At 42.4% G+C, this 12,179-nt stretch carries 16 protein-coding genes and 1 riboswitch; of the genes, 1 reads left to right on the forward strand and 15 read right to left on the reverse strand.

Annotation, left to right across the window (positions count from 1 at the left end; translation table 11 throughout):
* Nucleotides 1-175 precede the first annotated feature (175 nt).
* A riboswitch (cobalamin riboswitch) is annotated at nt 176-318 on the reverse strand.
* A gap of 40 nt (nt 319-358) precedes the next feature.
* The 15 genes from ACGTNI_RS02065 to ACGTNI_RS02135 all read right to left on the reverse strand — a co-directional run bounded on the left by ACGTNI_RS02065 (nt 359) and on the right by ACGTNI_RS02135 (nt 11,533).
* Nucleotides 359-493: a DUF3953 domain-containing protein gene (locus ACGTNI_RS02065; protein ID WP_394459843.1), complete on the reverse strand. Its 135-nt coding sequence runs from the start codon at nt 491-493 to the stop codon at nt 359-361.
* 120 nt (nt 494-613) lie between these two features.
* Nucleotides 614-862: a hypothetical protein gene (locus ACGTNI_RS02070; RefSeq protein ID WP_394459669.1), complete on the reverse strand. Its 249-nt coding sequence runs from the start codon at nt 860-862 to the stop codon at nt 614-616.
* A 145-nt stretch (nt 863-1,007) separates the two neighbouring features.
* The gene (locus tag ACGTNI_RS02075; protein WP_394459845.1) at nt 1,008-1,829 is read right to left on the reverse strand and encodes a DUF817 domain-containing protein; all 822 of its coding nucleotides are present in this window, start codon (nt 1,827-1,829) and stop codon (nt 1,008-1,010) included.
* Nucleotides 1,822-2,043: a helix-turn-helix domain-containing protein gene (locus ACGTNI_RS02080; protein WP_394459671.1), complete on the reverse strand. Its 222-nt coding sequence runs from the start codon at nt 2,041-2,043 to the stop codon at nt 1,822-1,824. The genes ACGTNI_RS02075 and ACGTNI_RS02080 overlap by 8 nt, the downstream gene beginning before the upstream one ends.
* A 10-nt stretch (nt 2,044-2,053) precedes the next feature.
* Nucleotides 2,054-2,533: a DUF2975 domain-containing protein gene (locus ACGTNI_RS02085; RefSeq protein WP_394459673.1), complete on the reverse strand. Its 480-nt coding sequence runs from the start codon at nt 2,531-2,533 to the stop codon at nt 2,054-2,056.
* A gap of 201 nt (nt 2,534-2,734) precedes the next feature.
* A complete protein-coding gene (locus ACGTNI_RS02090) occupies nt 2,735-3,592 on the reverse strand; it encodes an AraC family transcriptional regulator (protein ID WP_394459848.1) in 858 nt (285 codons plus the stop codon).
* Between the two features lie 113 nt (nt 3,593-3,705).
* Nucleotides 3,706-4,662, reverse strand: coding sequence for a M23 family metallopeptidase (locus ACGTNI_RS02095; RefSeq protein ID WP_394459675.1), 957 nt, complete (start codon nt 4,660-4,662; stop codon nt 3,706-3,708).
* Nucleotides 4,663-4,801: 139 nt separating this feature from the next.
* On the reverse strand, nt 4,802-6,091 hold the full coding sequence (locus ACGTNI_RS02100; RefSeq protein WP_394459677.1) for a TRAP transporter large permease: 1,290 nt from the start codon (nt 6,089-6,091) through the stop codon (nt 4,802-4,804).
* Complete coding sequence (locus tag ACGTNI_RS02105; protein WP_085507035.1) at nt 6,088-6,567, reverse strand: TRAP transporter small permease; 480 nt, start codon at nt 6,565-6,567, stop codon at nt 6,088-6,090. The genes ACGTNI_RS02100 and ACGTNI_RS02105 overlap by 4 nt, the downstream gene beginning before the upstream one ends.
* A 73-nt stretch (nt 6,568-6,640) precedes the next feature.
* Nucleotides 6,641-7,663 carry a TRAP transporter substrate-binding protein gene (locus tag ACGTNI_RS02110; protein WP_394459679.1) on the reverse strand — a complete coding sequence of 341 codons (1,023 nt, stop codon included), beginning with the start codon at nt 7,661-7,663 and terminating at the stop codon, nt 6,641-6,643.
* 38 nt (nt 7,664-7,701) lie between these two features.
* Complete coding sequence (locus tag ACGTNI_RS02115) at nt 7,702-8,346, reverse strand: bifunctional 4-hydroxy-2-oxoglutarate aldolase/2-dehydro-3-deoxy-phosphogluconate aldolase (protein WP_394459681.1); 645 nt, start codon at nt 8,344-8,346, stop codon at nt 7,702-7,704.
* 15 nt (nt 8,347-8,361) lie between these two features.
* On the reverse strand, nt 8,362-8,904 hold the full coding sequence (gene hxlB, locus ACGTNI_RS02120) for a 6-phospho-3-hexuloisomerase (RefSeq protein WP_085507032.1): 543 nt from the start codon (nt 8,902-8,904) through the stop codon (nt 8,362-8,364).
* Nucleotides 8,888-9,526: a 3-hexulose-6-phosphate synthase gene (gene hxlA / locus ACGTNI_RS02125; RefSeq protein ID WP_085507031.1), complete on the reverse strand. Its 639-nt coding sequence runs from the start codon at nt 9,524-9,526 to the stop codon at nt 8,888-8,890. Before hxlA ends, hxlB begins: the two co-directional genes overlap by 17 nt.
* Nucleotides 9,527-9,542: 16 nt before the next feature.
* On the reverse strand, nt 9,543-10,496 hold the full coding sequence (locus ACGTNI_RS02130; RefSeq protein ID WP_085507030.1) for a sugar kinase: 954 nt from the start codon (nt 10,494-10,496) through the stop codon (nt 9,543-9,545).
* Complete coding sequence (locus ACGTNI_RS02135) at nt 10,493-11,533, reverse strand: LacI family DNA-binding transcriptional regulator (protein WP_394459684.1); 1,041 nt, start codon at nt 11,531-11,533, stop codon at nt 10,493-10,495. The genes ACGTNI_RS02130 and ACGTNI_RS02135 overlap by 4 nt, the downstream gene beginning before the upstream one ends.
* Nucleotides 11,534-11,776: 243 nt before the next feature.
* On the opposite strand from ACGTNI_RS02135, the gene ACGTNI_RS02140 reads away from it, so the two are divergent.
* A complete protein-coding gene (locus ACGTNI_RS02140; RefSeq protein ID WP_394459686.1) occupies nt 11,777-12,178 on the forward strand; it encodes a DUF6220 domain-containing protein in 402 nt (133 codons plus the stop codon).
* The last annotated feature ends 1 nt before the right edge of the window (nt 12,179 follow it).

Consider the following 12,179-nt stretch of genomic DNA (forward strand, 5'->3'; position numbering starts at 1 on the left):
CAAGTACTTATGGCTAAAGCCTTAGATTTTCTAATACTTTAATCCTTTAACAAAGTTAAACATTCTTAAAGTAAAAAAAACACCTTCCTCTAAAGGAAGGTGTGACTATAAATAGGCAGAATATGCAGCATACGAATTCCACGTACTTACAAGCCTCCCTTTTTCCTCGAAGGGTAAACTTTGCGACAAACAGGCAGGCATCCTGACTTACATTCTTCTAACGAATGCTTACAGTGGCGGGACCGTGTTGGACTTTCACCAACTTCCCCTTTTCACCTTAAAGGCTTCCTTTTAAGGACCTGTTCGTATGATATGAAATTAATCTTATTGTAGCCGAACCTATCATTCTTGTAAACAATCAAAAGATAAAGGCTTGCAATATGACAATTAATGAAAACCCACTAACTGCTATACTTAAATACCCATAAGCTTTCCGTCCCTTATTAATTTCTACCAAACCGATACTAACATATAGAGCCCGAGAAGAAGGTATTAAATAACGTCATATCAAAATTTCACTGATTAACATATAACCTGATAACATAAGGATTAGTATAGCTAAAATAATTTTCGAAACCTTCAACATCAAAATCTCTCCTCAGCCCCTATGCCTCTAACCGAGGTATGTAAGCCCCCCATTTTCTTTCTTTGCACGAACGGTGATTTTACCTGCACATCCATGTGAATTCCTATGACTTTCTTCAACTTCCTGGCATAGAGAACTGAATAACTCTTCTATTTCAGCTACCGTCATACTTTTTGATAACTCGTGAACACGCACCAGTTCGACTTTTTTAAAAGAGTCTACGGATGAATCACTATCACTCCTGCCTATTGCAGTAACTTCGAATTCGACTTTCATATGTATGTCCTCCTATCGAGCAGTTAGTAGTTATACGAATATGAGTTCAAAAGGATTCATTAAAATGGTAGTCGATAAGGGTTGATATGTTTAAAACGTACACATCGATGCATACATTGTTTTTTCGTCAAAAATTTACTTTAGACTACCGACTAATATTCCCTTTTACTTGCTTCAATGTTGCCACAATCAGGAAGCTGACAATCACTAATAACAGCCAGGAACTCACCTTTCCGAGATGTACAAGACTCCACGCTTCCGTCTGGTTCGGGTATTCCCATGCGTCAAAAAAAGTCGCTATATTCTCCGCGATCCAGATAAAAAATCCGATCAGCACAAACGAAAGAGCAAGCGGCATACGGTAGCGACTGCCATTAACTGAATAAGTCACCCACGAACACCAGAAAACGATAATTACAAGCCCGGAGAGTATCCAGCGTACATCGACCCAGAAATGGTGCGTGAAAAAATTCAGGTAGATTGCCGCTGCCAAACTGACCACCATTAAAAATGGAGGCCACTGAACCAGTTCCACCTCCAGCCTTCGCCACGCCTGGCAAAGGTAACTCGCTACACTTGCATACATGAATCCACTATACAAAGGCACACCAAACACTTTGGAATACCCTTCTTCCGGATAAGACCAGGAACCCATATGCACCTTAAAAATTTCAAGCGCGAGTCCAATCAGGTGGAATAGTGTTATCACTTTGAGTTCATCACGGGTTTCCAAGCCGGAACGCACCATGACCCACTGCATCAGAAGAAAAATAATCAGCAGCCAGTCATACCGTGGCAGTATAGGAAGAGAAGTGATTTGTGTAATAGCCAACGAGGCAAAAATAACCACCGGGAACACGCAGGATAACGCTTGCTCCCAGCCAAAATGAGAAAGCTGTACTACCGCTCTTCTGACTTTGCCGCCAACAGCCTTTGTTACATAAGAGTTCGGCAAGGAATCATTCATGATCGTCTTCATCCGGCTGGTATTCCAATATATCTCCCGGCTGGCAATCCAAGGCCTTACAAATCGCATCCAGCGTCGAGACCCGAATCGCCTTTGCCTTCCCATTTTTTAATATCGAAAGATTGGCCATTGTGATGCCAACCCGCTCCGACAGTTGGGTCACACTCATTTTCCTTTTTGCCAGCATCACATCAATATTAATAATGATCGCCATGTTCATCACCTCAGACCGTTAACTCATTTTCTGATTTTATTTCAATGGCGGTGTTTAACAGCTTTTGAAGCACCGCCGCAAAGACCGCAATCACCATGGCACCGAAAATCATTATCATGCCAATTACGATTACACCTGGTGCATCGTCGTACTCAGCGAAGAGATAAATGATCGGCATCAAAAGCACATAAAAACCACTGATCGCAATGGCACAGTATTTGATATTCTTCAACGCTTTTACTGACAAATTTGAAAAAGCTTCGTTTCTATCAATATAGCTCAAGAGCCGATAAGCCTGATACAACGCCAGAAAATACGCCAACGCGGTAGCATATAAACCAATATACACAAGATATTGCACATAACCCATCCCAGGAATTATCTCAGAGAATCCACGCGCGATGGCAGGTACCGAGAATATACACAAAGCAAGAACCGGTATCCCCATAAGAAACACAGCAACCTTCAAAAAAAGTGTTTCCCGTTTCATAAACAGCACCTCACTAATTTATTATCAGTTAGAATTTACCATAATATTTATCGTTTTACAATAAATATTTATTAGTTAGTGATATATTTTTATTGATTAAATATAGTCAGGAAACTGCTGAATAAGAACATAATTTTGCATTTAGTCTTTTATCGTTTTAGTCAAAAAAAAGACTCCCGCTGACGGAAGTCCTGTTTATCTTTATTTAATTTTATCAACGGGGATCCAAATCTCACTTCTGAAGTTAGGTGAGGAGAAATCCTTATCTGCATTCCATAAAATCTCCGGTCCTTTTTTCTGTTGATAATTAGAAGATGGAAACCATTCGGAATAAATTCTTCCCCATACATCCTGTAAGGTATCCGGGAAGGGGCCAATGACTTCAAAAACAGCCCACGTTGAGGCAGGTACTTTTAACGTTGTGAAATCAATGTCCGCATCTTTTGTGGTCGCTACTCCAATATAGTGATCAAGCTCCCCTTTTTCCTCCATACGCCCTTCCGAGAAGTTGGCGGATGCCTGGATGATTCCGCTGGGTTGGATATTAGATAGATCCTTGAGCTGTCTTACCTTTTCTTCGGTCAACGATTTCCACATTCCTTCAATGTGGGGATTGACTCCTTCAAAGATAATTGGCGCTCTTTTTTTGATGCCTGCAATCCGAAAAGACTCTTTTTCTTCGATACGATAGTTCATTTCACTTCCTCCTTTAATGGATAACTGGAAGGTCATGCGTGGGTAGGCTTTCAGGGAATAGCCATTATCCCTCGCTTCTGATGGCGTGATTCCATGCATTTTTTGAAAAGCCCGTGTAAAGGCATCAGGGGAATGATAGCCATACTTCATAGCGATATCGATAACTTTCTGACCCCCGTGCCGCAGCTCAAATGCTGCCAGCGTAAGACGTCTGCGCCGGATGTATTCCGAAAGTGTTATGCCTGCAAGAAATGAAAACATTCGCTTGAAATGGTATTCAGACACGTAAGCAATACATGCTACCTGGTGAAAATCGATTTCCTCGGTGAGATGATCTTCGATAAAGTTCATTGCTTCATTCATTTTTTCTAATGCTGCCACTGTTACGACCTCCCTTTCTCCATTAGATTATCACCCTGTATGCTGGTCTGCCCGACAATTCCTGTCTATTTCTGCAGGGTCACAAGGAACTACGTTTAAGGAGTGACCGTATCTCCCTGGATCGGTTCTTCCCTATTTTCGAACTGGATACGAATAGACTTTGCCTCGAAAAAGTCCAGGTTATCCATGACCTGAAAATGAATGTGAGGTTCACTTGAGTTACCTGAGTTTCCGGTCAGACCAAGTACGTCTCCCTCCGTCATTTCATCACCAGCTTCGACCAGGATTGAATTCTTCTTCAAGTGTGCAAGCAGACTATACTCGCCATTTTTGTGCTCCAGCACGACATGGTTGCCAAGTGGAGAGCCGGAATTCATTTCCCCTGGCACATTATCTTCTATACCGTCTATGGCTTTGACAACCACCCCGTCCGCCGGCGCAGCAACTTCTTTCCCGAAAGCGTAATAGTGTTTATTTTTTTCCGGATTTCCATGATAGGAACTTCCGTTTTTCGTCATCAAAAGATCGTAAGCATACCGCTGAGTTTCTGTCGGATAATGATAGTTCAGCAGTTGATTAGTCCCACCCCAGAAAACCATCCATTCCTCTTTGATCGGCATGGTATACGTATTTGCCGTATATACTTCATCGGTTTCCGGAAAGGATTGAAGGGGAGCCAAAAACAGTCCCTGGATGGTGCTGTGCTTATCATAAACGACCTGAATTCCTTTTTCTCCTTGGTCATCCAGCCAAACATAACGTTCCTGGTGTTTGGCAACCGGGGAGCTTGCTTCCAGTTCATAACCAGATACATTGTGATTAAATTGCTCAGCTAACTGTTTAAACTCGTTATAGGAAACCTGCTCCTGAAATTGTTCACTAGTCTGCCCGTAGATTTCCGTATATTGTCCACCGAGAAATGCCTCACCAAATTCCTCCGCCCCGATTCTGTCCTTTTTCTTGGTTATATCCTCCTGTTTTAATGCAGATGCTTCCATAGAATGATCAGCCTGAGTGCATGCTGCTGTGAAAAGAAGTAGCCCTGCTGCCACTGCCATTAAACTCCTTTTGATTTTCAAGAAGAATCACCCTTTATTCATGTATTTACCTAATGTACGCCTTGGGTTTGGTGAAAGTTTCAAATAAATAAAAAGAACGGCTTTCCACTTAAGGAAAAACCGCTCATAGAAACTAAAATAAATCAGGACTGATTTTTTCTGGTAAATAGAATGCTATTTCAGGGAAAAATGCTATTCCAAACAATACTACCAATATGATGGCTATATAAGGCAATACTGCTCCAAATGATCGCTCAATAGAAAGCTTGCCTATCTTAGCTGCGAGCAACAGACACAACCCATATGGAGGTGTCACCAACCCTACAGCCAGCGTTATGACAGTTATTATACCGAGCAATATTGGATCGATCTCAAACGTGATAGCTACTGGCAGGATGACTGGGACAAATAGGATCATAGCCGGGATAGCATCCATAAACGTACCGATGAATAAAAAGAAAGCAATAATAATTAATAAGAAAACCCATTTGCTATCGATATTTTCTGTGAAAAATTGGTTCGCCCATGCAGATAATTGATAATAACTCATCAATTCGCCTAATGCATTGGCTGCAGCTAATGCAAATAGGGATAGCGAGCTTAGCGTGATCGTATCAATAAGAATCCGTGGGAAGTCCTTAATTTTCAATGTTTTATATACAAACATGCCAATCAACACTGTGTATAAAGAAGCGAACGCGGCTGCTTCAGTTGCTGTAAAAATACCTGTGATGATTCCTCCTATTAGAATGACCGGGGTCATCATAGCCGGAATCGTATCAATCAATTGCTTGGTAAAATTCTTTAAGGATGCCCGTTGATAGGTAGGATAGCCTTTTTTTAAGGCCAGCATATATATCAAAGTCATCATACCAAGTCCAATTAAGACCCCCGGGATAATTCCCACAATGAATAAAGCACCGACAGAAACATTCGTTAGTCCGGCATAAATAATCATCGGAATGCTCGGAGGAATTACCACACCGATTGTCGAGGAGGCAGCTGTAATCGCAACCGCATTCTCTTTATCATACCCCTGTTTTTTCATATTCGGTATCAGGATTTTACCTACCCCGGCTGTGTCAGCCTGGGAGGCGCCGGATACTCCCGCGAATAGCATGGATACGAGAATATTAGCATGGGCAAGTCCTCCCCGGATATGCCCGACGATAGATAGAGAAAAATCAATCAATTTTTGAGAGATTTGACCGCTGTTCATCAGGTTAGCCGCTAATATGAATAACGGCACGGCAATTAGAACGAAAGAGTCCAAACCATTTAACATTTTTACAGGGACTGTCACTTCTGGGATATAAGGAACATTCATAATACCTAGCATTGCTACTATGCCGATGACAAAAGCAATCGGAATTCCAATGATCATCAGGATCACAAATAAACCTACTAATAATGGACCTATCATTCTACTGCCTCCTCTCTACTAAAATTCTTTAGGATACGAATGATGTGGTTAAGTGTATAGATAACCATGGTACCTCCCATGATTGGGACAGACACCCATACATATCCCATTTTCATTTGTGATAAAGATACCCAGTTATAATTCCAGAAACTCTGAACAGCCTGGATGCCATAAAAGAAAATAGCAAAGCTGAAGGCAAGCAGAATAAGATCGTTTATAATGAATAAAGTATTGCGCTTTTTCCCACGTAACTTCTTCAGGACAAGATCAAACTTGAAGTGTTCTCTACGATTCAGCATGACAGAAGCGCCCATAAATACCGACCAGATGAACGAATAGTTGGCCACTTCTTCCGTCCAGACAACCGAAACTCCCATATACCTGGTAATAACCTGGATGAGAATGGCTGTGAAAAAGATACAAAGAAATAGGATGCCGAGTGTCAATTGGATACGTTCCAGCCATTTGATGAACATGGTTTTCCTCCTTCTTACACGTTAAAAGGAAAGGGCACCTCGGTGCCCTTTAACCCACAGGGTTCTTTCGGTGTTATTTCAACTCCCTGATTTTTTGAAGCATTTCTTCTGCGCCAATTTCCTTAGCGGTTTTTTCCTGGATTGGTTCAGCCAGTTCAATGAATGGCTCACGGTCGATTTCATTCACTTCCGCCCCATCCTCGATGGCTTTTTCCTTATACTCTTCTTCTTGCTCCAGTACTGACTTTCTTTCTGTTTCTACAGATGCTTCAGCCGCTTCCATAATGATTTCTTTCTGCTCATCGGAATAGGTATCGAATTTCTTGCCGTTTACCAGTAAGAAACGTGTGGTGTAATCGTGTCCGGTTTCTGTGATATATTTCCCGTTTTCTGTTTTATGGTGATTTTGCTGTACGAAATAAGGATAAGAGTTTTCAGCTGCATCTACGACATTCTGCTGCAGTCCCTGGTATAGTTCGCCCCAGGCTACTGAAGTCGGTACCGCACCAGTCTGCTTCCAGTAGTTAGCCACCGCACCGGAAGTCTGCGTACGGTATTTCATTCCTTTAATGTCTTCCATGGATTCCAATGGTTTTTTACCATAGTAATGACGTACTCCTGCAGACCAATAACCAAGCAGTTTAAAATCGTTATTGGATTTTTCATTGATAATATCAGCCATTTGTTCTCCTACTTCACCGTCAACCACGCTTTCCCAATGCTCATAACTGTCAAAAACATACGGGAGTGCAAACAAGTCGATTTCATCAATCCCGGCTTTACTCATAAATCCTGGCGACACCAATACCACGTCTGCCCCGCCTAGCTTGAGCTTTTCTACTAATTCAGACTCACTAGTCCCCAGTGTACCCGCATGAACTTCAACCTCAATATTGCCCTCTGATTTCTCTTCTGCCACTTCCTTGAATTCAACGAGTCCATCCTGGTAAGGATTTTCTGGAGACGTCTGGTTGTGGGCAGCAACTATCTTAATCGAATCTCCTTCTCCTTCTGCACCGTTTCCTTCCTCACTGCAGCCCGCAAGTGTCAATAGACCAGCTAGCAGCATAAACAACAAACCTGTCAGTTTTTTCATTTTGAAATCCTCCCTGATATTGAATTCGCTTACATATTTTAGTTAAAAACAGACATAGCAGACACTTTCTTTACATACGATGCTGCACGTTTGGCAAGTTCATCGTAGTCCTCATCTTTATTCAACTGCTTAGGATTAACCAGCTGACTGCCAATTCCGACTACCTCCGCACCATTATTAAAATATTCTTCCATGTTCTCACCATCAATTCCGCCGGTTGTCATCAACGGGATTTGTGGCAGCGGGCCTTTTATACTTTTGATATAACCTGCCCCCACTGTTCCTGCCGGAAACACTTTAACCATGTCTGCCCCGTGTTCATAGGCTGTCAAAACCTCCGTCGGAGTGAAAGCTCCCGGAATGCTTGGGGCCCCATAACGTTTCGTTATCTTTATCGTTTCGGTATTAAGTGTAGGAGATACGATGAAGGTGGCACCCGCAAGCAACATAGTTCTTGCCGTTTCTGGATCAAGCACTGTTCCTGCCCCAATCATCAACTTATCACCGAACGCTCCTGTGACTTTCTCGATAATCTTATCCGCATGTTCAGTTTCTGCTGTAATTTCCAGTGCATGGACCCCCCCTTTATGTAGTGCTTCCGCAATGGGAATGATATTTTCCTCATCAGCATTTCGAATAACTGCAACGATACGCGCTTGTTTTAACCGTTCAAAAACACTCAAATTTTTCACCTCCATTTATTCCATATTCGCATGACGTTCGGTCATTTTCTCATAACTATCGTCCAGTGCATGGATGATGACGGCATCCAGAAGCAGGTGGACAGATTGGTCAAATTGGTTCCCGAGCGGCTGAATGGTCTTTGGTTCTTCCGCTCGTCTTTTTTTCGTTGCCGCCGGAATGACCAGTACCCCATCCGTTATTTTCGTCAGTTCTGCATCAGGATTGGTAGTAACTAAGAATACCTTTGCTCCAGCTTCTTGTGCCTTTTTTGAAAATTGCACAATGGCACCAGTTGATCCAGAGCCCGAAATGGCAATCAGCAAGTCCCCTTCCAAGATACTTGGCGTAATTGTTTCACCGGTAACATAGACTTCAAACCCTCCATGCATTAACCGCATCGCGATTGCTTTGCCCATTAGTCCGGAGCGTCCTTCCCCAGAGATAAAGATACGTTTACTGGACCGGATCTGCTCGGACAACTGCACTGCCTGTTGTTCATCTACACGCTGAAGTACTTGTGTGATCTCTTTGCTGACTTCATCAATGATTGTTCGCATTGGTTTCTATCACCTCTTTGATTTGTCGTGCTGCTTCCTTCTTATTTTCCTGATTGGTAATCGCCGAACCGACGATAATGGTGTCTGGCTGATACTCTATTACCATAGGAAGTGACTGGACGTTTATTCCTCCTGCAACAGCACAGTCGATACCGGAAATATCATCTACAAGCGAGAATGCGTCATCTCCCATTTTTCCTGTCTGCTGCATATCCTTTCCAAAATGAAGGCTTACAAGATCCACTCCCAGCTCCTTCAAGTGAAGAACTTTACTTCTATCCTGGACGCCAAGAAGGTCTACCATCACCCGCCCGCCATACCGATCGGCAACTTCCAACATATCCGTGATTGTCTTATCAGCTGAAAAGGCCATTACCGTAGTGATGTCTGCTCCAGAACGAAAAGCTTGTTCTGCCTCATGTTTTCCAGCATCACATGTTTTCATATCAGCCACGATGGTTTTGTCTGGATAGGCCTTACGGATTTCTCTTACGATTGCCATTCCATATTCTTTAATGACGCCAGTACCAACCTCTATCCAGTCGATGGTGTCACTGGTTTCCTCCAAAATCTCCAGGCACTGTTCCCGGGTTAGCCGGTCAAGCGCTAACTGCAGGTTCATCATCATCCCTCCTAACCTATCTTTCTACTAATTCTTTTTCTCCCAATTGCATAAGCACCTCATCCAGTAATGGAAGCCCTTCATTGTCGCCTTCCACACTTACGACCATAGAACCGATCGTATTGGCAAAACGTATTATTTTTTCTAATGGCCAACCTTGCAGGTAACCATAAATAAATCCGGCGTCAAATCCATCTCCTGCGCCTACGGTATCCACTACCTTTTTAGGTGGGAGAGCGGAAGCTTCCAAAGAGGCTCCGTCCATATAGCCAAACGCCCCGTTTTCCCCACGTTTTATCGCCAATGCTGTTATTTCATGCTTCCTACATTCTTTAATCACTTCTTCTGGGAGATACGTATCAAAAAGAAGTTCTGCTTCGTCTTCCCCAGTTAGCAATATATCGACATAAGGCAGGAAACGAGTCAGCGCTTCTTTTGCCTCCTCCCGGCTCCATAGCTTCAGCCGGATATTCGGATCCAGGGAAACCAGGACATCGTTTGCCTTAGCCAGTTTAAGCATATGTTCAATTAATTCCACATTCTTTTCCTTATCGATGGCAGGGAAGACGCCTGTTACATGGAGTACTTTCGACGTCTTGATCACATGTTCGTCCAATGACTCAATCGTCAGCGTGGTCGTAGGTGAATTTTCTCTATAATAGAATGTACGCCCACTGCCGTCTTCTCTGATTTCTTTAAAATTCAAAGAGGTGGGATAGCCATCCTCCAGTTTCACCGATGAAACGTCTACTCCTTCGCCTCGAACGAAGTTGTAAATGTATCTTCCGAACTCGTCATTTCCGAGTCGGCTGATCCAGCCAGTAGCTAAACCAAGCCGGGCACACCCAATGGCAAAATTCATTTCTGCCCCGCCAATTTTTCTTTTGAATGAATCGGCATATCTCATCGGCCCTTTTTGCGATGGATCAAAGGTAATCATTGCATCGCCGATTGTCACGACATCTCTCATACGGTATCCCTTCCTTTGGCATCAGACCCATATCCAACTGAGTCCCTTACAATTAATTTTGGTTCGAAACAATATTCGGATAGCGATCCTTCTGCTTTTTTATCTAGAATATTTGCTAATAAGATGTCAGCCGCTTTCTTCCCCATTTCAAAGGTAGGCTGTGCCACGGTAGTTAGCGTCGGGGTATAGAAACTTGCAAATGACACATCATCGATTCCGATAACTGCCAAAGCAGCCGGAATTTCGAGTTGTTTTTCTTTTACATACTTTAAAATTTCAATTAGTGCCAAGTCGTTTCCAGCTAAAATCGCATCCGGTGGCTCTGCCAGAGAAAGCATTTCCTCCAGTCCGTTCTGAATATGCTCTATTTCCAAGCTTTTTACGTAATCTTCTTCAACTTGCAATCCGTTATCTTGTAAAGTATTACGGTATCCTTCAATTCTCTCCACCCTGGGGGTTATATCCCGGATAATCGAGGACGTAATAATCCCTATCCTTTTGTAACCACGATTAATGAAATGTTGCACAGCCAGTCCGGCCGCCTTACGGTTGTCCAAAGTAATCGATGTAATGGGTACATCTTCAACGGATCTGTCCACAAATATTACTGGGTATTTTTCGTCAAGCATCTTTCGGTAGAGTTCTTTATTTCCCCCAGTCGGAAAAATGATGATTCCGTCCACTTGTTTCGCTCGAAGCATTTCAATATAATTCTTTTCTTTTTCCGGTTCATCGTCTGCATTACACACGATAAGATGAAACCCCTGTTCATTGCATTCGTCTTCTATGGCACGGCTGACTTCCGTAGAAAAGTTATGCAGGATGTTAGCAACAATTACCCCAATTGTTTTGGTGGACTTTTGCTTTAAACTCCTGGCGACAATATTTGGATGGTAACCTAGTTCTCTGATAGCCTTTTCAATTCTTTCTTTTGTTTTCTCCCCCATATAGTCATAACGTTTGTTCAAATACTGAGAAACAGTACTTTTTGAAACGTTCGCATGGGAAGCCACATCTCCAATAGTGACCGATTTCATTTGCAATCTCTCCAAGCCTATAAAATACGAATCAATTTAACTAAACCGATTTAGTAAACCGATTTAGTAATAGTATAGATGGTGTGAAAGCGTTTTACAACCCCTGAAGGTGAATTCCATTTATATCCTCCTGCATGATATTAAGTTCCCCTATTTAAGAATTAGTTAAGAAATAATTAAGGAGGAGTTCATTCATGAGAGCTAAAATAAAACCCGACGCTTGATTAAGAAAGGATGTATGATATGAAGAAAATTGGAAGAATTATATTCATAGGGTTAGCTGCACTGTTGCTCTTATGTTTCACCGTGCAGTTCATATTGGCGGGAATGGCGGCGTTTGTTAACTACGAATATTGGAAGGATCACATGTTATTTGTTCATTTATTTGGATTTAACCTCCCGATTATTATGCTGCTCACCGCTTTAATCTCCAAGTTTCCAAGAAAAGTATCCTTGCAGCTCGCTGCAATTTTTGGACTGGTCTTCCTCATGTATGTAACAGCAAATGTTTCATCCCTTTTCCCATGGGTTGGGGCATTGCATCCATTATTCGGGATTTTGTTATTTTTGGTATCTATTGCTATTCTTAAGACAAGTTTTAGATTGACCTTTAAAAACACTGACAAAATTTCTTCTGGCCATTAAC

The sequence above is a fragment of the Thalassobacillus sp. B23F22_16 genome, assembly GCF_043496955.1.
Taxonomy (GTDB): Bacteria; Bacillota; Bacilli; order Bacillales; family Halobacillaceae; genus Thalassobacillus; species Thalassobacillus devorans_A.